Origin of the sequence: Leucobacter chromiiresistens, assembly GCF_001477055.1 — a bacterium.
GTDB classification, from domain to species: Bacteria; Actinomycetota; Actinomycetes; order Actinomycetales; family Microbacteriaceae; genus Leucobacter; species Leucobacter chromiiresistens_A.
Genome location: NZ_LDRK01000040.1, coordinates 1 through 25,904, shown reverse-complemented (window position 1 = coordinate 25,904; position 25,904 = coordinate 1). Strand labels below are relative to the sequence as shown.

At 69.7% G+C, this 25,904-nt stretch carries 25 protein-coding genes and 7 tRNA genes; 10 read left to right on the top strand and 22 right to left on the bottom strand.

Going from position 1 to position 25,904, the window contains the following annotated elements; translation table 11 throughout:
- Positions 1-31: 31 nt before the first annotated feature.
- The 4 genes from valS to NS354_RS07615 are packed head-to-tail and all read left to right on the top strand — an operon-like array spanning position 32 to position 4,150.
- On the top strand, positions 32-2,626 hold the full coding sequence (gene valS, locus NS354_RS07630) for a valine--tRNA ligase (protein ID WP_058593962.1): 2,595 nt from the start codon (positions 32-34) through the stop codon (positions 2,624-2,626).
- 2 nt (positions 2,627-2,628) lie between these two features.
- The gene (locus tag NS354_RS07625) at positions 2,629-2,952 is read left to right on the top strand and encodes a hypothetical protein (RefSeq protein WP_058593961.1); all 324 of its coding nucleotides are present in this window, start codon (positions 2,629-2,631) and stop codon (positions 2,950-2,952) included.
- 8 nt (positions 2,953-2,960) lie between these two features.
- Entirely contained in the window at positions 2,961-3,533 is a 573-nt protein-coding gene (locus NS354_RS07620; protein ID WP_058593960.1) for a hypothetical protein, read from the top strand.
- The gene (locus tag NS354_RS07615; RefSeq protein ID WP_058593959.1) at positions 3,530-4,150 is read left to right on the top strand and encodes a histidine phosphatase family protein; all 621 of its coding nucleotides are present in this window, start codon (positions 3,530-3,532) and stop codon (positions 4,148-4,150) included. The genes NS354_RS07620 and NS354_RS07615 overlap by 4 nt, the downstream gene beginning before the upstream one ends.
- Before the next feature lie 4 nt (positions 4,151-4,154).
- Here the strand turns inward: NS354_RS07615 and clpX are convergent, their stop codons facing one another.
- The 14 genes from clpX to recO all read right to left on the bottom strand — a co-directional run bounded on the left by clpX (position 4,155) and on the right by recO (position 16,818).
- A complete protein-coding gene (clpX, locus tag NS354_RS07610) occupies positions 4,155-5,426 on the bottom strand; it encodes an ATP-dependent Clp protease ATP-binding subunit ClpX (protein ID WP_058593958.1) in 1,272 nt (423 codons plus the stop codon).
- Between the two features lie 114 nt (positions 5,427-5,540).
- Positions 5,541-6,212, bottom strand: a complete 672-nt coding sequence (locus NS354_RS07605; RefSeq protein ID WP_058593957.1) for an ATP-dependent Clp protease proteolytic subunit — start codon at positions 6,210-6,212, stop codon at positions 5,541-5,543.
- Positions 6,213-6,239: 27 nt separating this feature from the next.
- Positions 6,240-6,923, bottom strand: a complete 684-nt coding sequence (locus tag NS354_RS07600; RefSeq protein WP_275934818.1) for an ATP-dependent Clp protease proteolytic subunit — start codon at positions 6,921-6,923, stop codon at positions 6,240-6,242.
- A 47-nt stretch (positions 6,924-6,970) separates the two neighbouring features.
- Complete coding sequence (tig, locus tag NS354_RS07595) at positions 6,971-8,515, bottom strand: trigger factor (RefSeq protein ID WP_058593956.1); 1,545 nt, start codon at positions 8,513-8,515, stop codon at positions 6,971-6,973.
- A 56-nt stretch (positions 8,516-8,571) separates the two neighbouring features.
- Positions 8,572-8,649: transfer RNA gene (locus NS354_RS07590), tRNA-Pro, on the bottom strand.
- Between the two features lie 172 nt (positions 8,650-8,821).
- Positions 8,822-8,892, bottom strand: a tRNA-Gly gene (locus NS354_RS07585).
- A 75-nt stretch (positions 8,893-8,967) separates the two neighbouring features.
- The gene (locus NS354_RS07580; RefSeq protein ID WP_058593955.1) at positions 8,968-9,525 is read right to left on the bottom strand and encodes a gamma carbonic anhydrase family protein; all 558 of its coding nucleotides are present in this window, start codon (positions 9,523-9,525) and stop codon (positions 8,968-8,970) included.
- 68 nt (positions 9,526-9,593) lie between these two features.
- Positions 9,594-9,666: transfer RNA gene (locus NS354_RS07575), tRNA-Asn, on the bottom strand.
- A gap of 89 nt (positions 9,667-9,755) precedes the next feature.
- Positions 9,756-10,604: an ABC transporter ATP-binding protein gene (locus NS354_RS07570; RefSeq protein ID WP_010157176.1), complete on the bottom strand. Its 849-nt coding sequence runs from the start codon at positions 10,602-10,604 to the stop codon at positions 9,756-9,758.
- Between the two features lie 94 nt (positions 10,605-10,698).
- The gene (gene dnaG, locus NS354_RS07565) at positions 10,699-12,606 is read right to left on the bottom strand and encodes a DNA primase (protein ID WP_058593954.1); all 1,908 of its coding nucleotides are present in this window, start codon (positions 12,604-12,606) and stop codon (positions 10,699-10,701) included.
- A gap of 197 nt (positions 12,607-12,803) precedes the next feature.
- Positions 12,804-14,063: a deoxyguanosinetriphosphate triphosphohydrolase gene (locus NS354_RS07560; protein WP_082677969.1), complete on the bottom strand. Its 1,260-nt coding sequence runs from the start codon at positions 14,061-14,063 to the stop codon at positions 12,804-12,806.
- Positions 14,056-15,243, bottom strand: coding sequence for a tRNA dihydrouridine synthase DusB (gene dusB, locus NS354_RS07555; RefSeq protein ID WP_058593953.1), 1,188 nt, complete (start codon positions 15,241-15,243; stop codon positions 14,056-14,058). The genes NS354_RS07560 and dusB overlap by 8 nt, the downstream gene beginning before the upstream one ends.
- 20 nt (positions 15,244-15,263) lie before the next feature.
- Positions 15,264-16,049 carry an isoprenyl transferase gene (locus NS354_RS07550; RefSeq protein WP_058593952.1) on the bottom strand — a complete coding sequence of 262 codons (786 nt, stop codon included), beginning with the start codon at positions 16,047-16,049 and terminating at the stop codon, positions 15,264-15,266.
- 46 nt (positions 16,050-16,095) lie between these two features.
- Positions 16,096-16,818 (bottom strand): DNA repair protein RecO, encoded by a 723-nt coding sequence (recO, locus tag NS354_RS07545; RefSeq protein WP_058593989.1) that lies wholly within the window; start codon positions 16,816-16,818, stop codon positions 16,096-16,098.
- Positions 16,819-16,926: 108 nt separating this feature from the next.
- On the opposite strand from recO, the gene NS354_RS07540 reads away from it, so the two are divergent.
- Complete coding sequence (locus tag NS354_RS07540) at positions 16,927-17,736, top strand: trimeric intracellular cation channel family protein (RefSeq protein WP_058593988.1); 810 nt, start codon at positions 16,927-16,929, stop codon at positions 17,734-17,736.
- A gap of 25 nt (positions 17,737-17,761) precedes the next feature.
- Here the strand turns inward: NS354_RS07540 and ruvC are convergent, their stop codons facing one another.
- The 7 genes from ruvC to NS354_RS07505 form a co-directional block, all read right to left on the bottom strand.
- Positions 17,762-18,358 (bottom strand): crossover junction endodeoxyribonuclease RuvC, encoded by a 597-nt coding sequence (gene ruvC, locus NS354_RS07535; RefSeq protein ID WP_058593987.1) that lies wholly within the window; start codon positions 18,356-18,358, stop codon positions 17,762-17,764.
- A gap of 239 nt (positions 18,359-18,597) precedes the next feature.
- Positions 18,598-19,362, bottom strand: a complete 765-nt coding sequence (locus NS354_RS07530; protein ID WP_058593951.1) for a YebC/PmpR family DNA-binding transcriptional regulator — start codon at positions 19,360-19,362, stop codon at positions 18,598-18,600.
- Positions 19,363-19,430: 68 nt separating this feature from the next.
- Positions 19,431-20,042 carry an HIT family protein gene (locus NS354_RS07525; protein ID WP_058593950.1) on the bottom strand — a complete coding sequence of 204 codons (612 nt, stop codon included), beginning with the start codon at positions 20,040-20,042 and terminating at the stop codon, positions 19,431-19,433.
- Positions 20,030-21,997 carry a threonine--tRNA ligase gene (thrS, locus tag NS354_RS07520; protein WP_058593949.1) on the bottom strand — a complete coding sequence of 656 codons (1,968 nt, stop codon included), beginning with the start codon at positions 21,995-21,997 and terminating at the stop codon, positions 20,030-20,032. The genes NS354_RS07525 and thrS overlap by 13 nt, the downstream gene beginning before the upstream one ends.
- Positions 21,998-22,086: 89 nt before the next feature.
- Positions 22,087-22,356 carry a hypothetical protein gene (locus tag NS354_RS07515; protein WP_058593948.1) on the bottom strand — a complete coding sequence of 90 codons (270 nt, stop codon included), beginning with the start codon at positions 22,354-22,356 and terminating at the stop codon, positions 22,087-22,089.
- A gap of 117 nt (positions 22,357-22,473) precedes the next feature.
- Positions 22,474-22,546 (bottom strand) — tRNA-Val (locus NS354_RS07510).
- Between the two features lie 119 nt (positions 22,547-22,665).
- The gene (locus tag NS354_RS07505; RefSeq protein WP_058593947.1) at positions 22,666-23,685 is read right to left on the bottom strand and encodes a hypothetical protein; all 1,020 of its coding nucleotides are present in this window, start codon (positions 23,683-23,685) and stop codon (positions 22,666-22,668) included.
- A gap of 160 nt (positions 23,686-23,845) precedes the next feature.
- Between NS354_RS07505 and NS354_RS07500 the strand changes: the two genes are divergently transcribed.
- From NS354_RS07500 to NS354_RS07480, 5 genes are all read left to right on the top strand, one after another.
- Positions 23,846-23,918: transfer RNA gene (locus tag NS354_RS07500), tRNA-Gly, on the top strand.
- A gap of 42 nt (positions 23,919-23,960) precedes the next feature.
- Positions 23,961-24,031: transfer RNA gene (locus NS354_RS07495), tRNA-Cys, on the top strand.
- A 27-nt stretch (positions 24,032-24,058) separates the two neighbouring features.
- Positions 24,059-24,130, top strand: a tRNA-Val gene (locus tag NS354_RS07490).
- Positions 24,131-24,407: 277 nt separating this feature from the next.
- Entirely contained in the window at positions 24,408-25,022 is a 615-nt protein-coding gene (locus NS354_RS07485; RefSeq protein ID WP_058593946.1) for a class I SAM-dependent DNA methyltransferase, read from the top strand.
- Positions 25,023-25,083: 61 nt separating this feature from the next.
- The gene (locus tag NS354_RS07480; RefSeq protein WP_058593945.1) at positions 25,084-25,440 is read left to right on the top strand and encodes a VOC family protein; all 357 of its coding nucleotides are present in this window, start codon (positions 25,084-25,086) and stop codon (positions 25,438-25,440) included.
- A 55-nt stretch (positions 25,441-25,495) separates the two neighbouring features.
- Here the strand turns inward: NS354_RS07480 and NS354_RS07475 are convergent.
- The coding region (locus NS354_RS07475) for a type II toxin-antitoxin system PemK/MazF family toxin (protein WP_058593944.1) at positions 25,496-25,904 on the bottom strand (409 nt) is incomplete at its 5' end.

The following is a 25,904-nucleotide window of genomic DNA, read 5'->3' as shown; positions in this document are numbered from 1 at the left end:
GCGTGCGGCGTCGAGAAGCGGAGCCCCACGCATGAGCGCGATCCCCGACAAGCCCGTACTCGAAGGCCTCGAAGCCAAGTGGGGGCCGCGCTGGGAGGAGGCGGGCACCTACGCCTTCCCGCGGGAGCGGGCCACGCGGGAGAACGTCTTCAGCATCGACACCCCGCCCCCCACCGCTTCGGGATCGCTCCACGTCGGCCACGTGTTCTCGTACACGCACACCGACACCGTCGCCCGGTACCAGCGCATGCAGGGTCGAGCGGTGTTCTACCCGATGGGCTGGGACGACAACGGACTGCCGACCGAGCGCCGTGTGCAGAACTACTACGGGGTGCGCTGCGATCCGTCGCTGCCGTACGTCGAGGGCTTCGTGCCCCCGCACGAGGGCGGTGACGGCAAGAGCGTCAAGGCGGCTGATCAGCAGCCCATCTCGCGACGCAACTTCATCGAGCTGTGCGAGCGCCTCACCGAGGAGGACGAGCAGCAGTTCGAGGCGCTCTGGCGCACCCTCGGCCTCTCGGTCGACTGGAAGCAGAGCTACCGCACCATCGGCGCCGAGTCGCTGCGCGCCTCCCAGCTCGCCTTCCTCCGGAATGTCGAGCGGGGCGAGGCGTATCAGGCGCAGGCGCCGACGCTGTGGGACGTGACCTTCCGCACCGCCGTCGCCCAGGCGGAGCTCGAGGATCGCGATCAGCCGAGCGCCTACCACACGCTGGCCTTCCACAAGTCGGACGGGTCGGGCGACATCCTGATCGACACGACGCGCCCCGAGCTGCTCGCCGCGTGCGTCGCCCTGGTCGCCCACCCGGATGACGAGCGCTACCAGCCGCTCTTCGGCACGACGGTGCGCACCCCGCTCTTCGACGTCGAGGTGCCGATCCTCGCGCACCACCTGGCGCAGCAGGACAAGGGCACCGGCATCGCGATGATCTGCACCTTCGGCGACGTCACCGATGTCGTCTGGTGGCGCGAGCTCGACCTGCCGAACCGCGCGATCCTCGGATTCGACGGTCGCGTGATCTCCGAGGCGCCCGACGCCATCACCAGCGACGACGGCCGCGCCGCGTACGCGGAGATCGCCGGCAAGACCGTGTTCAGCGCGAAGCAGATCGTGGTCGACGCTCTGCGGGCCTCGGGCGAGCTCGTCGGCGACATCCGCAAGATCACGCACCCCGTCAAGTTCTTCGAGAAGGGCGACAAGCCGCTCGAGATCGTGTCGACGCGCCAGTGGTACATCGTGAACGGCGCTCGCGACGAGGCGCTGCGCGAGCGCCTGCTCGCGCACGGCCGCGAGCTCGAGTGGCACCCCGACTTCATGCGGGTGCGGTACGAGAACTGGGTCGAGGGCCTCTCGGGCGACTGGCTCATCTCGCGCCAGCGCTTCTTCGGCGTGCCGATCCCGGTGTGGTACCCGCTCGACGACGACGCCAATCCCGTGTTCGAGAAGCCCATCCTCCCCGCCGAGGATCAGCTTCCGGTCGACCCGTCGAGCGACGTGCCCGCCGGGTACTCCGCCGACCAGCGCGGCGTCGCCGGCGGCTTCCAGGGCGAGGTCGACGTGATGGACACGTGGGCCACCTCGTCGCTCACTCCGCAGCTCGCAGGCGGCTGGGAGCGCGACTCCGAACTCTTCGACCTCGTGTACCCGTTCAGCCTGCGGCCGCAGGGGCAGGACATCATCCGCACCTGGCTGTTCTCCACGCTGCTGCGCTCGGAGCTCGAAGGCGGACGCCTGCCCTGGCAGCACGCCGGGATCTCCGGGTGGATCCTCGACCCCGACCGTAAGAAGATGTCGAAGTCGAAGGGCAACGTGGTCACGCCCGCCGGCATGCTCGAGCAGCACGGATCGGACGCCGTGCGGTACTGGGCGGCCTCCGCGAAGCTCGGCACCGACGCGGCGTTCGATCCTCAGAACCCGACGCAGATCAAGATCGGCCGCCGCCTCGCCATCAAGCTGCTGAACGCGGCGAAGTTCACGCTGAGCTTCGACGACTCGGGCGTCGGCACCGTCACCGAGGCGCTCGACCGCGCGGTGCTGAGCGGACTCGCCGAGGTGATCGATCACGCGACTCGCGCGTTCGAGCACTACGACCACGCCCGCGCGCTCGAGCTCACCGAGTCGTACTTCTGGACCTTCTGCGACGACTACCTCGAACTGGTCAAGGAGCGCGCCCACAACGGGAGCGGGCAGGCTCAGGCGTCGGCGGTCACCGCGCTGCGCGCTTCGCTGTCGGTGTTCGTGCGGCTCCTCGCACCGTTCCTCCCCTACGCCACGGAGGAGGTGTGGTCGTGGTTCGGCGAGGGCTCGGTGCACCAGGCGGCCTGGCCGGTCGCATCCGAGGTGACGACCCTCGCGGGCGACGACGCTGATGCGGCCCTGCTCGGGCTCGTCGGCGAGGCGCTCGTGGGCATCCGCGGGGCGAAGACGGCCGCGAAGGCGTCGCAGAAGACTCCGGTCTCGCTCGCCGTGGTGCAGGCCCCGGCGGCCGACCTCGCACGGCTCGAGTCGGCCTCGGCCGACCTCGCCGCCGTCGGCAGGATCGCGGAGCTGCGCATCGAAGCGGCGGCGGATGGCGCGACGGGCGTCTCCGTCGCCGACATCCAGCTCGCCCCCGTGGAGGCCTGATCGTGCAGCTCGGAGCGCGCTGGCGGGCGGGCGACGCCCCGCACCGCGGCGTTCCGGATGCGCTGCACGGCACGATCGCGGAGCAGGAGGCGCAGCACCCGTCGGCGGAGGCGTGGACCCTCACCTGGCTCGAGGGCCGGCCGGTGTGCGAACTCGACGACGTCGCGTTCGTCACGCTCGACGTGGTGGGCCGGGTCCGCACCGGACCGCTGCGCGAGGGCGACGGCGCCGCATCCGCGCTTCACGCGCCGCACGATCGTGCCGCGGGCGGTGCTGCGGATGGGGCTGCGGACCCCGACGATGATGATGACGATTGGCTGAAGTGAGGGCTCTGATGGCTGTGCGTGATTCCAAGGCCGCGGTGCGCCTCGGCGCGAGTGCGGTCGTCGCGACGGTGCTCCTGCTCGGGCTGGGCGGCTGCGCGCCCGAGCCGACGACTCCCGACGGCGGAACCGGCGCCTCGGCCTCGGCCGATGCCGATGCAGCGGCGGGCGGGGGCGCGGACTCGGGAGCGGACTCCGGCGAGCAGAAGGCGTCGGGCGATTCCGACGGCGGCTGGCCGCAGCAGGGCGACCCCCAGGAGGGAGCGAAGTCGACCTCGCTGCCCGAGTCGTTCCCGAGCGACGGTTTCGTCGTGCCTGCAGGCGCGCGGATCGACGACGCCGGAGAGCGCTCCCCCGGTTCGTGGTATCTCGTGCTCGCCGCGGAGGATCAGTCCGAAGCCGATGCCCTCTGGCAGTCGGTGGTGAGCGGCAGTGGATTCGCAGAGGCCGACCGCGTCGAGGGCGACGCCGGCGACGTGTCGGCGACGTTGACGAACGGCGCGCTCAGCGTCTTCGCGCTGCAGATTCCGCAGGACGACGGATCGATGCTGGTGAGTTACGACATCACCGCCGTGGGCGGATGACCACGCGCATCGCACTGATCCGGCACGGCCAGACCGACTGGAACCTCTCGGGCCGCATGCAGGGGCGCACCGACGTTCCGCTGAATGCGGCGGGGCGAGCGCAGGCGCGGGGGCTCGCCGAGGAGCTGGCTCGGCAGGAGCCCTGGACCGCGGTCGTCACGAGTCCGCTGGAGCGCGCGCTCGAGACCGCGGAGATTCTCGCACAGGGGCTGGGCCTCGCGGTCGAGGTGTGCGACGGATTGGTGGAGCGTTCGTTCGGCGCGGCGGAGGGGCTCTCGCACGGAGCGGCCGTCGAGAAGTGGCCGTCGCGGCAGTATCCGAGCATGGAGGGGCACGGGGCGGTGGCACGGCGCGGCGTGCACGCACTCGATCGAATCGCGGATCGGTACGCGAACGGCCGTGCGATCGCCGTGACGCACGGCTCGTTCATCCGGCACGTGCTCGCTGAGATCACGGAGCTGCCGTCGGATGATGTGCCGCGTCCGCTGAACATCTCCGTGTCGGAGGTGGAGCGCGACGAGTCGCACCGGTGGCACGTGCGCACGATATCGGGCCAGGCATTTCAGCCCGACCGCGATGGCCCGCGCGACTCGGCGCTCGGAGCGCACTCCGAATAACGCGCTACGCGCTCTCCCGGCTGCCGCGAGCCTGGAGCACGCGCGGGGCGGCGTCGCCCTGGACGGACTCGCGAGTGACGATCACCTTCGTGATGTCCCCGTCGGAGGGCACTTCGAACATCACCGGGCCGAGGATCCCCTCGAGGATCGCGCGGAGACCGCGCGCCCCGGTCTTGCGCTCCACGGCGAGCTCGGCGATCGCCTCCAACGCCGAATCCTCGAACTCGAGGCTCACTCCGTCGAGCTCGAACATGCGCTGGTACTGCTTCACCAGTGCGTTCTTCGGCTCGGTGAGGATGCGGGTGAGCGCCTCCACGTCGAGCGGATCGACCGTCGCCACGATCGGCAGTCGACCGATGAACTCGGGGATCAGACCGAACTTGTGCAGGTCTTCGGGTTGCACCTGCGCGAAGAGCTGGTCGTCATTCCGCTTGCTCGAGACGGGCGCTCCGAATCCGATGCCCCCCTTGCCCAGCCGCGAACCGACGATCTCCTCCAGGCCCGCGAACGCGCCGGCGACGATGAAGAGCACATTCGTGGTGTCCAGCTGAATGAACTCCTGATTCGGATGCTTGCGCCCGCCCTGCGGCGGGATCGATGCGACGGTGCCCTCGAGGATCTTGAGGAGTGCCTGCTGCACGCCCTCGCCCGAGACGTCGCGTGTGATCGACGGGTTCTCCGCTTTGCGGGAGATCTTGTCGATCTCGTCGATGTAGATGATGCCCGTCTCGGCGCGCGGAACATCGAAGTCGGCGGCCTGCAGCAGCTTCAGCAGAATGTTCTCGACGTCTTCACCGACGTACCCCGCCTCCGTCAGGGCCGTGGCGTCCGCGACCGCGAACGGCACGCCCAGCTGTCGTGCCAATGACTGCGCCAGATACGTCTTGCCGCACCCGGTGGGGCCGATGAGCAGGATGTTCGACTTCGCGATCTCGACCTGCTCCGAGGCCACCTCCGCGCTCGCGAGCGATGAAAGCGCGCGCACGCGCTTGTAATGGTTGTAGACCGCGACCGCGAGCGACTGCTTCGCGCGATCCTGCCCGATGACGTACTGGTCCAGGAAGTCGGCGATCTCGCGCGGCTTATGCAGCGTGAAGTCGGACGACTCGCCCGTCTGATGCTCCGCGAGGCGCTCCTCGATGATCTCGTTGCACAGCGCCACGCACTCGTCGCAGATGTAGATCTGCGGGCCGGCGATGAGCTGCTGCACCTGCTTCTGCGACTTCCCGCAGAAGGAGCACTTGAGCAGCTCGCTGCTTTCGCCGATCTTCGCCATGCGGAGCTCCTTCACCTAACTCGGTCTGATCCGTGTCTTCGAGACTAGCGGGAGCCTCCGACATCGATGGACGGCGCGCCGGGGCCCCGGGGTCGCCCCCGAGGCCCCTCGCGACTACTTCGCGATGACCGGCTGAGGATTCTTGCGACTCGTCAGCACCTGGTCGACGAGGCCGTACTCGAAGGCCTCTTGCGCGCTGAGAATCTTATCGCGATCGATGTCGCGATTCACCTCCTCGATGCTGCGCTTCGAATGCTTCGACAGCGTCTCCTCGAGCCACTCGCGCATGCGGAGGATCTCGCGCGCCTGGATCTCGATGTCCGAGGCCTGCCCGTGGCCGCCCTGGCCGCTCGACGGCTGGTGGATCAGCACGCGGGCGTTCGGCAGGGCGAGACGCTTGCCCGGCGTACCGCCCGCGAGCAGCACGGCGGCGGCGGATGCCGCCTGACCGAGGCACACCGTCTGCACGTGCGGGCGGATGTACTGCATCGTGTCGTAGATCGCCGTCATCGCCGTGAACGAGCCACCGGGCGAGTTGATGTACATCGTGATGTCGCGCTCGGGGTCCTGGCTCTCGAGCACGAGCAGCTGCGCCATGACGTCGTCAGCCGAGGCGTCGTCGACCTGCACGCCGAGGAAGATGATGCGATCCTCGAAGAGCTTCGCGTAGGGGTCCTGTCGCTTGTAGCCGTATGCGGTGCGCTCCTCGAACGAGGGCAGCACGTAACGGGCGTCGGGCATCTGGAGGCCCGACCCGCCGGCCTGAGGCATGAGAGGAGTATTCATCGAATCAGTTGCTTCCTGTTCGTGGGATTAGTTGCTGGTGCCGCCGCCGCCGACGACATCGGCGGCCGAATCGCGGATGAAGTCGATGAAGCCGTACTCGAGCGCCTCATCTGCGGTGAACCAGCGGTCGCGGTCGCCGTCTTCGTTGATCTGCTCCACCGTCTTCCCCGTCTGCGCCGCGGTGATCTCGGCGAGGCGGTTCTTCATCGATGTGATCAGCTGCGCCTGGGTCTGGATGTCGCTCGCCGTGCCGCCGAAGCCGCCGTGCGGCTGGTGGAGCAGCACGCGCGCGTTCGGGGTGATGTAGCGCTTGCCCTTGGTGCCGGCCGTGAGGAGGAACTGACCCATCGAGGCGGCCATGCCGATGCCCACCGTGACGATGTCGTTGGGCACGAACGACATCGTGTCGTAGATCGCCATGCCCGCGGTGATCGAACCGCCGGGCGAGTTGATGTACAGGTAGATGTCGGCCTCGGGATCCTCTGCGGCGAGCAGCAGGATCTTGGCGCAGATCTCATTCGCGTTATCGTCACGGACCTCGGAACCGAGCCAGATGATACGGTCCTTCAGCAGTCGTTCGAACACGCTGTTCGGTGGCGTCTGTTCAGCCATGCGGCGCTCCATTCGTTGTTGCTTGGTTCGAGCGTACCGAGTCGTCGCCGGGTCGGGAGCCGTGTTCGCCGTGGGCGCATGGGCGCCGAAAACGCAGATCCCCCGCCTCGAAACCGAGACGGGGGATCTGAGAGGGAGGAGCGGACTTACTTGCCCGCCTCCTCTGCTTCAGCGGCGGCCTTCTTCGCGGCGCGCGTCGCGGCAGCCTTCTTCGCCGCTGCCGAGCGCGCGGCCTTCTTGGCGTCCGCATCGTCGGCTGCGGCCGAGTCGCTCGACGCCTCGGTCTGCTTCGCGGACGACTTCTTCGCCGCAGCCTTCTTCGCGGCGGGTGCCTCGGCCTCGGCGGGCTGCGCAGACGCCGCGTCCTCGCCCGCGGCCTCGTCGGCGCCCTCGGTCTCGGCATCCTCATCGGAGTCGACGGCGGTGAACTCGCTGAGATCGACGGCGTTCCCGTCCTGATCGACGACCTCGGCCTGCGAGAGCGCGACCGCGAGCGCCTTGTTGCGCGTGACCTCGCCGAGGATGATGCCCATCTGGTTGCCCTGGCTGATCGCCTGGAGGAACTGAGTGGGCTCCATGCCGTACTGCTGCGCCGACTGGAAGATGTACTGCGAGAGCTCGTTCTGCGTGGGAGTGACGCCCTCGGCCTCGACGATCGCGTCGAGCAGCAGCTGCAGCTGGATCTGCTCCTCCGACGACTTGCGCACCTCTGCGCGGTGCTCGTCGTCCTCGAGACGGCCCTCGCTCTCCAGGTGACGGTGCACCTCCTCCTCCACGAGCTCCTCCGAGACGGGGATGCCGGCCTGCTCGATGAGCGTGGCGGTGAAGAGATCGCGCGCCTGCTGGCCCTGAGCGAAGACCGCGGCCTTCGCCGCCTGATCCTTGAGGCTCTCACGGAGCTCGGCGATGGTGTCGAACTCGCTGGCGAGCTGGGCGAACTCGTCATCCGCCTCGGGCAGCTCGCGCTCCTTGACCGCGGTGAGCGTCAGCTCGACCTCGGCGTCCCGGCCCTCGTGCTCGCCGCCGAGCAGCTGCGACGTGAAGGTCGTCGTCTCGCCAGCGGTGAGGGTCTCGACCGCCTCATCGGTGCCCGCGAGCAGGTTGCCCGCGCCGACCTCGTACGAGACGCCGCTCGCCTGATCGACCTCGGTCCCGTCGATGGTCGCGGTCAGGTCGAGCTCGACGAAGTCGCCGGTCTTCGCGGGTCGGTCGACGGTCACGAGGGTGCCGAAGCGCTCGCGCAGCTTCGTCAGCTCCGCCTCGACGGCGTCGTCGTCGACGTCGACGTTGTCGACGGTCAGCTTGAGCCCCGCGTACTTCGGCAGCGTGAAGTCGGGGCGCACCTCGACCTCGAACGCGAGCACGAGCGTGCTCTTCGGATCCTTCGCCTCGGGCCACTGCTCGACGTCGGCGGTGGGCCGGCCCATCGGGCGCTCGTCGGCCTCGGCGAGAGCCGCCTGGTAGAAGTCGTCGAGCGAGCTGTTGACCGCTTCCTGGATGACGGCCTCGCGGCCGACGCGCTGATCGATGATCGGCGCCGGAACCTTGCCCTTGCGGAAGCCGGGCACCGACACCTGCTCGGAGATGGTCTGGTACGCCCGCTTGAGGTAGGGCTCCAGCTCGTCGAGCGTGACTTCCACGCTCAGCTTGGCGCGGGTCGGAGTGAGCTTCTCAGCTGTCGTCTTCGGCAATTTGGCCTCTCATCATCTGGATGTCGTTCGGATGCCGGTTTCGGGCCGGCGGACCCTGGTCGGGGCGACAGGATTCGAACCTGCGACCTCCCGCTCCCAAAGCGGGCGCTCTAGCCAAGCTGAGCTACGCCCCGGAAGACCGGGAGTTCCGTCACGGTGGCGCGAGCACGCGCACAACCCGAGCAAGTCTAGCCGATGTGCGCACCGCTGTGCTGCAGACTCGAGGGAGGCGCGTGACGGAGATGTCGGGGCCGGTGCGGAGGCGAACACAGAAACAGGCCCCGCCGAAGCGGGGCCTGTGTGCGGAGGGGATGACGGGAATCGAACCCGCGTAATCAGTTTGGAAGACTGAGGCTCTACCATTGAGCTACATCCCCGAGCTGCGTGCAGCGCGCGGTGCCGAAGCACCTGACCGATCATACTGCATCAGTCGCAGCGGGACGAACCGGCGATCATTCGTCGCGTGTCGCGTCGCGGTGGTGCGCGGTGGTGTCGAGGTAGCGCGCCGAGTTCATGCGCACGGCCTCCCGATCCTCGTCGCGCAGTTCCCGGACCACACGCCCCGGTACGCCGACGACGAGCGAATGCGGGGGCACGACCATTCCCTGCGGAACCACGGCTCCCGCGGCGACCAGGCTCCCCGCCCCCACGATCGCGCCGGTGAGCACGGTGGCGTGCATGCCGATCAGGCAGCCGTCCTCGATGGTCGCGCCATGGATCATCGCGAGATGGCCCACCGAGACGTCGTCCCCGATCACCGCCGCATCGTCTCGCTGGGTGTGCACGACCGCACCGTCCTGAATGTTGGTGCGCTCCCCCACCCGCACGGCGTCGGAGTCGCCGCGCAGCACCGCGTTGTACCAGACGCTCGACTGCGCCCCGATGCGCACATCGCCCGCCACGACCGCGCCCGGTGCGAGCCATGCGCTCGGATCGATCTGCGGGTCGCCGTAGGGCGGCACTGCGATCACGCGCGCTCCCGGGAAGTGCGGTGCCTCATTCGTCGTCATGGCGCCTCCTGCGATCGTGTGCGGGGAAAACGAAAAAGCCCCTACCGCAAGGGTAAGGGCTTCAGTCGCTCCCCCGGCTGGGCTCGAACCAGCGACATCCTGATTAACAGTCAAGCGCTCTGCCAACTGAGCTACAGGGGATCATTGCGATTGCAACGCACTTAGGTTAGCAAGCTCCGAAGGGCGTGTGCAAATCGGCGCGATTCCGGTGATTCTCCACATGCACGGGACTATTCCTCCGCGATCTCATCGTACGCAGTGGCCCGCAGCGCCTGCGCCAAGCGCTGCACATAGCCGTGGTCCGCGTTGCGGAAGATCTCGTTGATATCGCCCCGTCCGACGAGCCGACCCTGCTGCATGACGAGCACCTCCTCGACGAGCGCCTCGAGCATGCCGATGTCGTGGCTGATGAGCAGCATCGTCGCGCCGCTGCGCTCCCGGTACCAGCGCAGCAGCTCGACGATCTTCGGCCGATTGTTCGCGTCGACGCCCAGCGTGGGCTCATCGGCGATGAGCAGCCGGGGATCGAGCATCAACGAGCGCATCACCGCGACCCGCTGGCGCTGTCCCTTCGACAGCTCGTACGGATACTCCTGCAGCTTCGCGAGCGGCAGGGCGACGATGTCCATCATCTCGGCGATGCGCTCGCCGAGCTCGTCGCGATCGAAGTGCTTGCTCCGCTCCACGATCGGCTCGAACAGGATGTCGCCGACATTGAGCTCGGGGGTGAGCGTCGCCCCGGCGTCCTGCGCGAGGTGCCCGACGTACGCGGTCAGCCGGGCGCGACTGCGCCGCCACAGGCGTCGCATCGGCACATCCATCACCGTCGCCTCGCCTCCGGTGAGACGGATCCGGCTCGACTTCTCCGTCGCGTCCGGGCCGCGCCCGGCGAGGAACTTCGCCAGAGTCGACTTGCCCGAACCGCTCTCGCCCAGCAGCGCGAACACGTCGCCACGGGCCACCTCGAAGGAGAGCCCCTCCACCGCTTCGAACTCCCGCCCGCCGGCGTGCGCCGGATACGAGAGCGAGAGATCGGAGACGCGGATCATGGGATCGGCGTCGACTACGGGGTGGGGCATCCTGAAAACTCCTCGGTGGATCGTGGGGCGCTCCGACTGAGAAGCAGCCTAGGGCATCGGCGACCCCGTCGCCGGAGCGCGCCCGGCACGCCGTTCATTCGGCGCGCAGACTGCGTCGGGCCGACTCGAGCGCGACCAGCTGCTGCTGGATCTGACGCGCTCGGGGGTCTGCGGAATCGCCGATGCGCTGATGCCGCGCGAGCAGCTCGCGCTTGAGCTCGACGAGATCGCGATCCAGCAGCGAGACCACCACATCGCGCGCGTATGCGGCGAGGTGATCGGGGTTGCGCTGCGGCATGGGGGCCATCCCGAGTTCGCGGATGAGGCCGTGGTGCGTCTCCGGCGCCGCCCCCAGCACCGCGTCCCACCAGGTCGGCTGGCCGAGCGCCGGCAGCGCCGCGCCGATCGCATCGCGCACGACGCGAAGGTCGGGATCCATGACCTGCGCCGTGACGGCCTGCTCCAGCAACTCCGCGCCGACCGCCGCTCCCTGCTGCAGCATCGCCATGAGTGCGTCGCGCTCCAACCACGTCGTCGGCGTGTTGCGCAGCGTCGCCAAGCCGATGCGTCGCGCCGGCCCCGGATCGCCCGGATGCCCCTGCCGCCCCCGGCCGTCCTCGGGGGCGCGCATCGGCTCGGTCGGCCGACCCGCTGCCCCGCCCGCTCCGCGCTGCTCGCCGCGGGGAGCGCGTTCAGCCGCCCGCACCGCCTGCTGCACCTCCGCGAGCTCCGACCCGAGCATGCGCGCCAACTCGCGCGTGTACCCCGGACGCAGCGAGGGGTCCTTGATCTCGGCGATGATCGGCGCCGCCTCGCGCAGCGCCGCGACCCGGCCCTCCACGCTGTTGAGGTCGAATCGGGCGATCGCCTGCCGCAGCGCGAACTCGAATAGCGGCACCTTGCGCGTGAAGAGCTCGCGCACCGCCTCATCGCCGCGATGCTGCCGGAGGTCGGAGGGGTCGAACCCCTCGGGCGCGATTGCGACGTACGTCTGCGCGGTGAAGCGCTTCTCCTCGCTGAACGCCCGCAGCGCCGCCTTCTGCCCGGCCTCGTCGGGATCGAACGTGAAGACGACCTCCGCCGCCGAGTCGTCGCCCATCACGCGCCGCAGCACGGCGATGTGATCCTTGCCGAACGCGGTGCCGCACGTCGCGACCGCCGCTTCCACCCCCGCCAGATGGCAGGCCATCACATCGGTGTACCCCTCGACCACCACGGCGCGCTTGCCGCGCGAGATCGCGCGCTTCGCGAGATCGAGGCCGTAGAGCACCTGCGACTTGTGGTAGACCGGGGTCTCCGGAGTGTTCAGGTACTTCGGGCCGTTGTCGTCGTCGTAGAGCTTGCGCGCGCCGAACCCGAGCGTCTGCCCGCTCGTGTCGCGGATGGGCCAGACGATGCGACCGCGGAAGCGATCGTAAGCGCCCCGCTGTCCCTCGGACGCGAGCCCGGACTGCACCAGCTCCTGCGGCGTATACCCCAGGCCGCGCAGGTGGCCCGTCATCCCGTCCCAGCCGCGCGGAGCGTAGCCGACGCCGAAGCGCTCGCAGGCGGCCTCATCGAAGCCGCGCTGCGTGAGGAACTCGCGGGCGGGCGCCGCCTCCGCTCCTGCGAGCTGCGCGACGAAGAACTCGGCCGCCGCGGTGTTCGCCGCGAGCAGGCGCGCCCGGTTCGGCCCCTCCTCCCGCGAGAAGCCGCCCTCCTCATAGGTGAGTGCGTAATGGATCCGCGCTGCGAGGCGCTCCACCGACTCCGCGAAGGTGAGATGATCCATGCGCTGCAGGAAGGTGAACGCGTCACCCGACTCCCCGCACCCGAAGCAGTGGTAGTAGCCGAGCGCCGGCCGCACGTGGAAGCTCGGGCTCCGCTCGTCGTGGAACGGGCACAAGCCCTTCATCGAGTCGATTCCCGCGTTCTTGAGCGTGACGTAATCGCCCACGAGATCGGCGAGGCTCGTGCGACGCTTCACCTCCTCGATGTCGCTCGCACGAATTCGACCTGCCATAGCTGCACAGTCTACCGACCCGCGCCGGCCGAGCGACGCGGTGGCGTCGTTGCCGCCGGCGCGAAACGCGACGCGTTTCGCCTACACCAGGCGACGCGGCGGCGTCGCTGCCGCTGGCGCGAAACGCGACGCGTTTCGCCTACACCAGGCGACGCGGTGGCGTCGCTGCCGCTGGCGCGAAACGCGACGCGTTTCGCCTACACCAGCGGCACATCGCAGAGCCGCTTGTGCCACGCGATCGCCGACTGATCGGTGAGCGAGGCAACCTGATCGACGACGGCCCGACGACGGTCGGCGTCGCTGCCCGCTGCCCGGAAGTCGGCGGCGAACGCCGGCTCGAGCTCGCGCTCGCCCGAATCCCAGAGCGCTTCGAGCAGTTCGGCGAGCAGCTCGCGCTGCCTCCGGTAGGTGGGCTGCCGCCGGCCGCTCGCCATGACGAACGCGGCCACGATCCCCTTCAGCACGGCGATCTCGGCGCGAATACCGCGCGGCACGATGATCGACGCCCCGTACCGAGCCAGCGGCGCGCCATCCGCGGCCTCCAGCGTCGCGCCGATCGACGCGCGTGCGAAGCGGCCGATCATCTCGCTCGTGAAGTTCTTGAGCTGCGCCTGGTGCGCGCGGCTCTCGTCCCAGCGCGTCATCCAGGTCTCCGACTCGGAGATGCGATCGTACGCGGCGCCGAGTTCGTCGCTCGAGAACGAGCCCCCCGCCCACTCCGACACCGCGCGGATGAGGGAGTCGTGCCCCGAGCGCGACGTCAGGATCTCGGGGTCGATGAAGCCGCTGACCACCGCGTCCTCGAAGTCGTGCACCGAGTACGCGATGTCGTCGGAGAGATCCATCACCTGCGCCTCCGCGCACTTCCGGCGCTCTGGCGCCCCCGCCCGCAACCAGGCGAACACGGGCGCGTCGTCGGCGAAGTAGCCGAACTTCATGCTGCCCGGCTCGGCCTCCGACAGGCTCCACGGGTACTTGCAGCTGGCGTCGAGCGTGGCGCGCGTAAGGTTCAGGCCGACGCTCGCGCCGTCAGGGGTGAAGCGCTTGGGCTCGAGCCGGGCGAGCACCCGCAGGGTCTGGGCGTTCCCCTCGAAGCCGCCGGCATCAGCCGCCCACTCGTTGAGCGCCTTCTCCCCGTTGTGCCCGAACGGCGGGTGCCCGAGGTCGTGCGCCAAGCACGCCGTATCCACCACATCCTGCGCGAGCCGCAGCGAGACCGCGAGCTCGCGGCCGATCTGCGCCACCTCGAGAGAGTGCGTCAGACGATTGCGCGCGAAGTCGATGCCCGCCGTGGGGCTCAGCACCTGGGTCTTCGCGGCGAGCCGTCGCCAGCCGCTCGAGTGCAGCACGCGCGCGCGATCGCGCGCGAAGTCGCTCCGCGATCCGGAGTGCGACTCGGTGACAAAGCGCTCGGCGTCCTCCGGTCCGTACCCGACGGGGAGCCCGGACTCAGCCACCCGAGTCGTCTCGCTCGGCCTGCGCCAGATCGGCGTAGTCGATGCTCTCGCTCGTGCGGCTCTCGAGCCACCGATCCGGGAGCACCACGCGCTTCGGGCTGCCCGCGCGGCCGCGCTGCCCCTCGGCGCCCTCGCCCGGGTACGGCAGCGACGCATCCATCGTCGCGAAGATCTCGTCCATCTGCTCGATCGACTCGACCGCCGCCAGCGCGCGACGCGTGTCGCCGCCGACGCCGTAGCCCTTGAAGTACCAGGCCACGTGCTTTCTGATGTCGCGGCAGGCGTGCGCCTCGTCGTCGTCGTAGAACTCGACCAGCAGCTCGGTGTGACGCCGCATCGCCTCCATGACGAAGCCGAGCGCGGGCTTCGCGATCGCCGCAGCGGCCTCCTCCGCCGAGATCTCGCCGGCCTCCGCGCGGAACGCGGCGGCGAGATCGCCGAAGAGCCACGGTCGGCCCAGGCAGCCGCGCCCGACGACGACGCCGTCGCAGCCCGTCTCGTGCACCATGCGGATCGCGTCCTCCGCGGACCAGATGTCGCCGTTGCCCAGCACCGGCACACTGGTGACCGTCTCCTTGAGCGTCGCGATCGAGCTCCAGTCGGCATGCCCCGAGTAGAACTGGTTCGCCGTGCGACCGTGCAGCGCGATCGCCGCCACCCCGGCGCCCTCCGCGGCACGCGCCGCGTCGAGGTACGTCAGGTGATCCTCATCGATGCCCTTGCGCATCTTCACCGTCAGCGGAATGTCGCCGGCCGCGCGCACCGCGCCCTCGACGATCGCGCGGAAGAGGTCGCTCTTCCACGGCAGCGCCGAGCCGCCGCCCTTTCGGGTGACCTTCGGCACGGGGCAGCCGAAGTTCAAGTCGATGTGATCGGCGAGATCTTGATCCACCAGGAACCGCACGGCCTCGGACACGGTCTTCGGATCGACGCCGTAGAGCTGGATCGAGCGCGGGGTCTCGCTCTCGTGGTGCTTGATGAGGCGCAGCGATGCCGGGGTGCGCTCGACGAGGGCGCGACTCGTGATCATCTCGCTCACGTAGAGCCCTGCGCCGTACTCGCGGCAGAGACGCCGGAACGCGGTGTTCGTGATGCCGGCCATGGGGGCGAGCACGACCGGCACGTCGAGCGCGAGCGGCCCGATGCGCAGGCGGGTGTCGTCGAGAGTCTGGGAAGTCATATCGCGTCCATTCTCGCAGATCAGGATCGCGTGGGCGTGTCGACCGCACCGCCGAAGCGCCGATCCCGATCGTGATAGATGCTGATCGCCTCCCACAGCTGCTGCCGGCCGAAGTCGGGCCACAGCGTGTCGAGGAAGACCATCTCCGCGTAGGCCGACTGCCAGAGCATGAAGTTGCTCGTGCGCTGCTCGCCGGAGCTGCGCAGGAAGAGGTCGACGTTCGGCAGCTCGGGAACGTACAGGTGGCGCTCGATCGTGCGCTCCGTGATGCCGTTCGGCGAGAGGCGGCCCGTGCGCACCTCGGACGCGATGGCGCGCACCGCGTCGGTGATCTCGTTGCGGCCGCCGTAGTTCACGCACATGGTGAGCGTGAGCCCCGTGTTGTCCCGGGTCGCGCGCTCGGACGCCTGCAGCTCGGTGATCACCGACCCCCAGAGCTTCGGCCGCCGGCCCGCCCAGCGCATCCGCACGTTCCACGCGTCGAGCTGCGCGCGGCGGCGGCGCAGCACGTCGCGATTGAACCCCATGAGGAACCGCACCTCGTCGGGCGATCGGCGCCAGTTCTCGGTCGAGAAGGCGTACACGCTCAGGTGCGAGACGCCGGCCTGGATCGCGCCCGCCACGACATCGAGCAGCGCCTGCTCGCCCATGCGGTGCCCCTCCACGCGCGGCAGCCCCCGCCGGTTCGCCCAGCGCCCATTGCCGTCCATCACGATCGCGACGTGCTGCGGTGGCGGGCCGGCGAACACCGGAGGCTGCTCGCCGGTCCAGTCGACCGGCACGAGCGAGGACGGGGCGCGATGCATGCCTGCCAGTGTAGAGCCGGCGCCGACGCCCCGGCTGCAGCCGGGGTCAGCGGCGCGGCGCGCTGAACGACCGCAGTCCGCGCTCCAGGTGCCACTGCGTGTACGCGGCGGCGATCCCGGCCGCCTGCCCGCGCTCGCGATCCGACGCGGCGAGCGCCGCCTCCCAGTCTCCCGAGAGCAGCGATCCGAGCAGTCCGATGCTGCCCGGATCGAGGCGCGGCGATCCGGGTGTGCGGCAGTCCTCGCACACCACTCCCCCGAGCTGCACCACGACCGCGGTGTGCGGCCCCGGTGCACCGCACCGCACGCAGTCGACGAACCCGGGCGTCCAGCCCGCGATGGAGAGCGCGCGCAGCAGGTAGCCGTCCCTGACGAGATCCGGTGGGATGCGCGCCGCCGCGAGCGTGCGGAGCGCTCCGACGAGCAGCTCGTACAACCGGCGCGAGGGATCCCCTTCGGCGAGGCGCTCCGCCGTCTCCACGATCACGCTGCCCGCCCGATACCGGTCGTAGTCGGCGCTGATCGACGGCCCGTACGCGCCGAGCGTCTCCGCCTGGGTGATCGTGTCGAGCGACCGGCCCTCGAAGCACTGCACGTCGGCCACCATGAACGGCTCGAGCCGTGCGCCGAACTTCGACGACGTGCGGCGCACCCCCTTCGCGACCGCCCGCAGCAGCCCGCGCTCGCGAGCGAGCATCGTGACGATGCGGTCGGCCTCCCCCAGCTTGTGGGTGCGGAGCACGACGCCTTGTTCGCGGTACAGGGGCACCACTCCAGTATCCTCCACCCGGGCGGCCGCCCTGCCAGGATTCCGCCCGCGGCGCAACGCCCCCGGCCGGGCTCGGGTCGATGCCGACAGGTGCGCGACAATGGACCCGTGCTCGACGAGACCTTCCGCATCCCGCTCTACGCCGACCTCGCCGCGGTCGGCGTCGGCAGCCTGCAGGGAGCGCTCTTCGCGGCAGGCTTCAAACGACTCGACCTGCTCGGCGTCGCGATCATCGGCATCTTCTCGGGCGTCGGCGGCGGCTTCCTCCGCGACGTCTTCCTCGGCACCACGCCCGCCGCCTTCGCGGACAACTGGTACCTGGTGGTCGCGACCGGCGCCGCGTTCATCGGCATGCTGCTGCAGCGGCTCCTCGAGAAGGTCGACCCGGTGATCACCGTGCTCGACGCCATCAGCATCGGCATGTTCGGCGCCATCGGCGCGACGAAGGCGCTCGCCTTCGGCATGCCGGTCGTACCCGCCCTCTTCATCGGCACCGTCTCGGCCGTGGGCGGCGGCGTGCTCCGCGACCTCATGCTCAACATCCCGATCGCGCTGATGCACGTCGGCTCGCTGTACGCGGTGGCGAGCCTGGTCGGCGTGACCGTGCTGCTCGGACTGCTCGCGCTCGGCATGGCCGTGATCCCCGCGAGCATCGTCTGCGTCGTCGTCACCGCCCTGGTGCGGCTCCTCGCGGTGCGCTTCGGCTGGAGCCTGCCCGAGCAGCGCGCCCTCAGCCGCATCCGACTGCGGCGCCAGCGTCAGGTGGAGCAGGCCATCGAGGAGGCGCTGCACACGGGCGCGATCACGCTCCCGACGACGATTCCCGGTGCCGAGGACGGGGACGGGGACGGGCCGCATCGCGGCCCCGACGCGCCGGATTGCGGCGCCGATCCCGAGCCGCCCCGCAATGGGCGCTGAACATCGGGCGCCGATCCGCCCGCCATCAGGCGCGCGGGCCGCTGCGGCGTCGACCAGCGCGCGCCTCGGCCTCGCGCCACGCCCGCTGCGCCGGCGTCTCGCCGGTGGGAGCCCGGCCGCGGGTGGAGCGGTCCGCGGATCCGCCGCGCGACAGGTGCCACGCGTGGGTGATGGCGAGCGCGAGGGCGTCCGCGGCGTCCGCCGGCTTCGGAGGCGCGCCGAGCCGCAGCAGGCGGGTCACCATCGTGGTCACCTGCGTCTTGTCGGCGCTGCCGTACCCCGTCACCTGCGCCTTCACCTCGTTGGGCGTGTAGAGCGCGACCGGGATCCCCCGCCGCTCGGCGAGGAACATGACGACCCCGCTGATCTGGGCGACGCCCATCACGCTCGGGAGGTTCTGCTGCGCGAACACGCGCTCGAGCGCGATCGCCGCCGGCTGCTCGCCGTCGAGCAGGCGCTCGATCGCCGAACCCAGCTGATGCAGGCGGGCGGGAAGCTCCGCCGTCGCCGGCGATCCCAGCACCTCGACGTGCTCGAACGTCACCCGCCGACCCGCCCCGGCGGTCACCACGCCGATGCCGCAGCGGGTGAGGCCGGGGTCGATCCCGATGATGCGCGTCACCGCGACCACCGCCCGGGGCCTCGGCCGGGGGCGGCCGAGGCGCACGCGGCGCGCAACGCGGGGCGTTGCTCGGAGCGCCGGGGCGCGGGGTCGATCCCGATGATCCGCGTCACCGCGACCACCGCCCGGGGCCTCGGCCGGGGGCGGCCGAGGCGCACGCGGCGAGCAACGCGGGGCGTTGCTCGGAGCGCCGGAGCGCAGGGTCGATCCCGATGATCCGCGTCACCGCGACCGGCCACTCACTCGTCGTCGGCGAGCTCGGCCTGCACCTCAGGCGTCAGATCCACATTCGAGAAGACGTTCTGCACGTCGTCGCTGTCCTCGAGCGCGTCGATCAGCCGGAACACCTTGCGGGCGGTGTCGGCGTCCACCTCCACCTTCAGGTTCGGCACGAACTCGACATCGGCCGAGTCGTAGTCGATGCCGGAGTCGACGAGGGCGGTGCGCGCGGCGACGAGCTGCGACGCGTCGGTGATGACGTCGAACGTCTCGCCGTTGGGAGCCGCGTTGACCTCTTCCGCACCCGCCTCGAGCACGGCGGTGAGCACGTCGTCCTCCGTCGTGCCCTCCGCGGGCACCACGATGACGCCCTTGCGTCCGAAGTTGTAGGCGACGCTCCCCGGGTCGGCGAGCGTGCCCCCGTTGCGACTGAGCGCGGTGCGCACCTCGGCCGCTGCACGGTTCTTATTGTCCGTCAGGCACTCGATCATGAGCGCGACGCCGTTCGGGCCGTAGCCTTCGTACACGATCGTCATGTACTCGACCGCATCGCCATCGAGGCCCGCACCGCGCTTGATCGCGCGATCGATGTTGTCGCCGGGCACCGAGTTCTTCTTCGCCTTCTGCACGGCGTCGACGAGCGTCGGATTGCCCGAGAGGTCGGCTCCGCCGATGCGGGCGGCGACCTCGATGTTCTTGATGTACTTGGCGAACGCCTTCGCACGGCGCGAATCGATGATCGCCTTCTTGTGCTTGGTCGTCGCCCACTTGGAGTGTCCGGACACGGGGGCTCCTCTTCGATCGGTAGGTGGTGTGAGTGGTCTGGATTCAGTCTATGGGCCGGGGCGGGCGCTCACGGGCGCGGCCAGGCGTCGGCGAAGAGATCCCGCACCTCGCCGAGCAGCTGCGGCATCGCCTTCGTCTTCGCGATGATCGGGAAGAAGTTCGCGTCCGAGGCCCAGCGGGGCACGACGTGCTGGTGCAGGTGCGCCGCGATGCCCGCCCCCGCGATCTCGCCCTGGTTCATACCGATGTTGAACCCGTCGCAGGCGAGCGTCGCGCGCGCCACGCGCATGGCCGTCTGCGTGAGCGCCGCGATCTCAGCGGTCTCGGCTGCCGAGGCCTCGTCATAGGTGGAGATGTGCCGGTAGGGGCACACGAGCAGGTGGCCGCTGTTGTACGGGAACAGGTTCAGCAGCACATAGGCGTGCTCGCCGCGGGCGACGATCAGCGCGTCCGAGTCCGACCGCTCGGGTGCGGCGCAGAACGGGCAGTCGTGCTGCGCGGGCTGCTGATGATCCGAGACGTAGACCATGCGATGCGGCACCCAGAGGCGCCGCAGGTCGTCCGCGACTCCCACGGCGCCGCTCTCGTCGAGCGACTCCGCTCGCTCGTCGGCCGGCGAGACGCCGGATCCGGCGCTCGCGGACGAGGCGGAGCCGTCGCCCTCGGCTACTCCGCCCATGCCGTGTCGACCTGTTCGTGCGAGCGGATCGCCGCGGTGATCCGCTCGACCGCCTCATCCACGGGAACGCCGTTCAGCTGCGTGCCGTCGCGGAAGCGGAAGCTCACCGCGCCCGCGGCTCGGTCCTCTTCGCCGGCGATCAGCTGGAAGGGGATCTTCGCCTTGGTGTGCGTGCGGATCTTCTTGGGCATGCGGTCGTCGCTGTGGTCGACCTCGGCGCGAACGCCGTGCTCCCGCAGCCGGGCGATCACGCCGTCGAGGTACTCGCCGTACTGGTCGGCGACCGGGATGCCCACCACCTGCATCGGCGAGAGCCACACCGGGAACGCACCGGCGTAGTGCTCGAGCAGGATCGCGAAGAAGCGCTCCACCGAACCGAGGAGCGCACGGTGGATCATGATCGGCTGCTTGCGCGTGCCGTCGGCGGCCGCGTACTCGAGCTCGAAGAGCTCCGGCTGGTTGAAGTCGAGCTGCACGGTGGAGAGCTGCCAGGTGCGCCCGATCGCGTCGCGGGCCTGCACCGAGATCTTGGGCCCGTAGAACGCGGCGCCGCCGGGGTCCGCGACGAGTTCGAGGCCCGATTCCTCGCCGACCTCGCGGAGCGTCTCGGTCGCGATCTCCCACTGCTCGTCGGAGCCCACTGACTTCTCGGGATCCCGCGTCGAGAGCTCCAGGTAGAAGTCGTCGAGCCCGTACGCGCGCAGCGTCGCGAAGACGAACTCGAGCTGCCGCTTGATCTCGTCCTTCACCTGCTCGTCGGTGACGTAGATGTGCGCGTCGTCCTGCGTGAGGCCGCGAACGCGGGTCAGACCGGAGAGGGTGCCGCTCTTCTCGTAGCGGTAGACGGTGCCGAACTCGGCGAGTCGCAGCGGCAGCTCGCGGTAGCTGCGGGCCCGCGCGCGGAAGATGAGGTTGTGGAAGGGGCAGTTCATGGGCTTCAGGTAGTAATCCTGGCCGGGCTTCACCACGTTGCCGTCGCCGTCGGTCTGCTCGTCGAGGTGCATGGCCGGGAACATGCCGTCCTTGTACCAGTTCAGGTGCTGGCTCGTCTCGAACAGCGTGCCCTTCGTGATGTGCGGGCTGTTGACGACCTCGTAGCCGTTCTTCAGCAGCTCCGAGCGCATGAAGTTCTCGATCTCGTGGCGGATGATGCCGCCCTTCGGGTGGAACACCGCGAGACCCGATCCGATCTCGTCGGGGAAGCTGAAGAGGTCGAGTTCGACGCCCAGCTTGCGGTGGTCGCGCTTCGCGGCCTCCTCGAGGCGCGTCTGGTACGCCCGCAGCTCATCCTTCGACGGCCAGGCGGTGCCGTAGATGCGCTGCAGCATCGGGTTCTTCTCGCTGCCGCGCCAGTACGCGCCAGCCGAGCGCATCAGCGCCCAGCCGTTGCCGAGCATGCGCGTGCTCGGCACGTGCGGGCCGCGGCAGAGATCCTTCCAGCAGAGCTCGCCGGTCTTCGGATCGATGTTGTCGTAGATCGTGAGCTCGGAGCCGCCGACCTCGACGCTCTCGCCGTTCTCGTCTCCAGCCGACCCGCCCTTGAGTCCGATGAGCTCGAGCTTGTAGGGCTCGTCCGCGAGCTCAGCGCGCGCCTCGTCCTCGGTCACCACGCGGCGCACGAAGCGCTGGCCCTGCTTCACGATCTTCTGCATCTCCGCGGAGATGGCCTTGAGGTCTTCGGGGGTGAAGGGCTCGGCCGGATCGAAGTCGTAGTAGAACCCGTCGGTGATGGGCGGGCCGATGCCGAGGCGGGCCTCGGGGTTGATGCGCTGCACGGCCTGGGCGAGTACGTGGGCGGCGGAGTGCCGCAGAATGCCGAGCCCGTCCTCCGAGTCGATCGCGACCGGCTCCACCGTGTCCGCATCCGTGATCTCAGCTGCGAGGTCGCGGAGTTCTCCGTTGACGCGCATCGCGACGATCGAACGGTCGGTGAAACGGGAGAAGCCATCGGCCACGGGTGAACTCCTTCGCTGTGGAGGTCGGAAAACGGCGGGTGCGGGTGCGCACGCGCTCGGCCGGCGCGGGTGCCGACCACCGTACGATCCTACTGCGTTCCCGCGGAGTGCGGCTTCGCGGCGCCCGGGCGCGCGTCGCCGGCGGCGCGGGCGAATCGGCGGCGCCCCGCTGCGAACCACACCGTCGAGCCGATGAGGGGAACCGCCGCGATGAAGAAGATCCAGGCGATCATCTTCGGCCAGCTGAGCTGCGGCCCGACCTTCGCGAGGGAGAGGATCGCGCAGAGCCCGAGCACGGCGTGGGCGAGGGCGAGAAGGCCCGGCAGGACGGCGAGTGCGATGGCGGCCGGATCGTGCATGCGCGCCAGACTATCGCAGTGGTGGGACGCGGAGACGCGGCCCCTGGAGCGCGAGTGCGCGACGCCCGCCCGGCAACGACGAAGCCCCGCGACTCTTCGAGTCGCAGGGCTTTTCCGTGGGCGATACCAGACTCGAACTGATGACCTCTTCCGTGTGAAGGAAGCGCGCTACCAACTGCGCCAATCGCCCGTCTGCGCGTCCGCGAACCCGAGAGTTCCTCGTCCGTGCCAACCTGAACGATCATACACGGATCGCGGGCCACCTCGCGCATCTCCAGCGAGCAGCGGCGGGTTTCCGCCGATCGACGATCACTCGTCCGGGCGTGTCGTGATCGGCGCGAGATCGCTGTCGAGATGCTCGTCCAGTTCTGCGCTCAACTCGCCCAGTGCTTCGAGCTCGGTGCGCAGCTCGTTGTACCGATCGATGTCCGCCTGCAGCGCCGCGAGCTCCGCGTCGATGGCCGCGCGCCGCTTCTGCAGGCTGTCCGAGTCGCGCTGCAGGCGCTCGGGGGCGTCGCGGTACTCGTCGCGGTCGATGCGGGCCTTGTACGCGTTGGCGTCCGCGTTGAACGCCTCGACCGCATCGACGTACGTCGACTTCCGCTCCTCCACGTCTTCGCGCAGCTCGGCCATCTCGCCCTGCAGTGCGTCGACCTGGCTCTGCAGGTCGTTGAAGACGGTGACATACCGTTCGAAGTCGTCGACGACGGCTGCTCGGTCGGTGAACCACTGCGAGTAGTGCTCTTCCAGCCAGGGCGGGAGATCGCGCACCTCGGTGCCCAGCACGGAGTGGAGCTCATTGGCGAACGCCGTCTCCGGAAGATGCTGGTACACGCTCATCCGCTCTTCGAGGTCCGGGTGCGAGGGCGCGAGATCCTCGTACACGGCGCGCAGCCGCGAGCCGAGGAGCGAGCGATCGCCCTCCCCCAGGCGGTGGAATGCGGCGTGCAGCAGCTCGTGCGCGGCGGTGATCTGCACGACCCCGCTCACCCGCTCGTCCGTGACGTCGAAGAGATGGATGCGATCCGCCGTGTAGCAGCCGAGCACGTGACCCTGCTCCGAATGGTCGACCTCAGCGCACTGATCATTGAAGTGCTGGCTGCCGTCGACCGTGGGGTGCGTCGCGAGGAAGATGCGCCGGCCCGCGTCCGTGAGGTCGAGATCATCGGTCAGCGCGCTCACCCGAGGCGTCATCTCGAAGTTCACTCCCGCGAGATGATCGCTGATCTCCTGCCGGAACATTACGGCGGCGACAGCGACGGCGACCACGGCGAGGAACACGGTGAAGCCGATCCATCGCTTCGCGACCGCCGCCGCCCCTTCAGCCATGGGACAACAGTATCCGCGCCCGTCCCCGCCAGGGGGAAAAGTTACAAGATCCGCATCGATACGCGGCCGCAGCGGGCGGCGCGCCCGGGAGTGACGCCCCGATTTGCACCCCCGCCGAGGCTTCCCTATAGTTATTCAGGTCGCGGCAACGCGGCGGAATGCGGATGTAGCGCAGTTGGTAGCGCATCACCTTGCCAAGGTGAGGGTCGCGAGTTCGAGTCTCGTCATCCGCTCTGGTACCGGGTCAGCCCGGTAACTTATGGTAACAAAACTACGGTGGCGTGGCCGAGAGGCGAGGCAGCGGCCTGCAAAGCCGTATACACGGGTTCGAATCCCGTCGCCACCTCGCTTCACAACTGAATAGCCTGAACAGGCGCGATTGGCGCAGCGGTAGCGCGCTTCCCTGACACGGAAGAGGTCACTGGTTCGATCCCAGTATCGCGCACGGATGGACCCGGCTTCGGCCGGGTCTTTTTTTGTCGCCACCGGCGCAGGGGTGACCTCGCGAGGATCGCGAACGCGAGGCGTTCGCCCCGAGATCCCCGCACTGGTTCGATCCCAGTATCGCGCACGGATGGACCCGGCTTCGGCCGGGTCTTTTTTTGTCGCCACCGGCGCACGGGTGACCTCGCGAGGATCGCGAACGCGATGCGTTCGCCCCGAGGTCCCCGCGCTCCGCCGGGCCGCAGCGGGCGCTGCCGATGAGCGCCTATGGTGGACGCATGCCGGTGCACGCGATTCGCACTTCGTACGACGCTCGAGCGGCGGAGTACGCCGATCGATTCGCCTCCGTCGCAGCGGCGCCTCCAGCCGACGTCGCGGAGATCCGCGACTGGGCGGGGCGCTGCTCCGGCGCGATCGTGGACGCCGGCTGCGGACCCGTCCACTGGACGGACGATCTGCGCAGGCGCGGTTTCGATATCTCCGGCTTCGACCTCTCCCCCGCCAGCATCGCCATCGCGCAGCAACGCTTCCCGCGCACCCGGTACCGCGTCGCCGAGCTCGTGCGCAGCGGGATCCCGACCGCGTCGGTCGGCGGCGTCCTCTCATGGTTCTCCGTGATCCACACCCCGCCCCGCGAGCTCGACCCCGTGCTCGCCGAGTTCGCGCGCTGGCTGGCTCCGGGCGGTCGGCTGCTGCTCGCAGCCTTCTCCTGGGCGACGCTGGAGGAGTTCCCGCACGCGGTGGTCACCGCCTACCGCTGGCCGCCGCGCATGCTCGCAGAGCGCCTGGAGGCCGCCGGTCTCGAGGTGCTACGGGTGAGCGAGCGCACCCCCGACGGGGCCAGACGGCAGTGCACGCTCGAGGCCCGCCGCGCCGGCGCACTGTTGCGATGAGCGGCGCAGGGCTGCACACTGGAGAAAACCCGAAGCATCAGCGTCGAGATGGGAACCGCACATGGCACGCATCGGCACCCTGCACAGCTACGTCCTCGATTGCCCGGACCCGCGGGCGCTCGCCGAGTTCTACCGCGGTCTGCTCGGCGGCGAGATCCAGGAGGACGACGAGGAGTGGGTCGACCTCGTGATCGACGGGCAGGGTGCGAAACTGGCGTTCCAGCAATCGCCGGGCTACGCGGCGCCCACCTGGCCGAGCGACGACGGCGACCAGCAGGCGCACCTCGACATCCGCGTCCCCGACCTCGCTGCGGCGCACGACGACGTGCTCGCGCTGGGGGCGCGGCATCTCGAGACCCACGACTCGTTCCGCGTGTACCTCGATCCCGTCGGCCACCCGTTCTGCACGGTCGCCTGAGCGCGGGATCGCCGATCGCCCGAACGGCCTTCCGCCATGCGGCGGGCCGCCCCGGCTACGGCTGACGGCGGACGCCGTGCGCGCGCATCACCGCGGCGAGGGCGTCGACGAACCGGTCTCGCGGGAGCACGTGCCCCTCGCGGCGCATGGCGTCCTCGGGCACGCGCAGCACGCGATCCGTCGCCAGGAAGCTCTCGCGCCCCTCGGCGTCCCACCCGCCCGAGCCGACGGAGACGAACCCGGGGTGGTGCTTCGTGCTGAGGGCGCAGCCGGCGGTGGTGCGCGCATCGATGCGGGCGATGATGAGCACCGGGCGATCCTTCCCCCTCCCGTCGTTCTCCGCGTACGGCACCCCCGCCCAGACGAGCTCGCCGGGGTCGGGGCTGCCGTCGAGGTCCGGGCCGTAACTCGGTGCGAGCGCGCGGATCTCGGCGTTCGTGAGGTCGGCCACGCCGGCCTGCGAC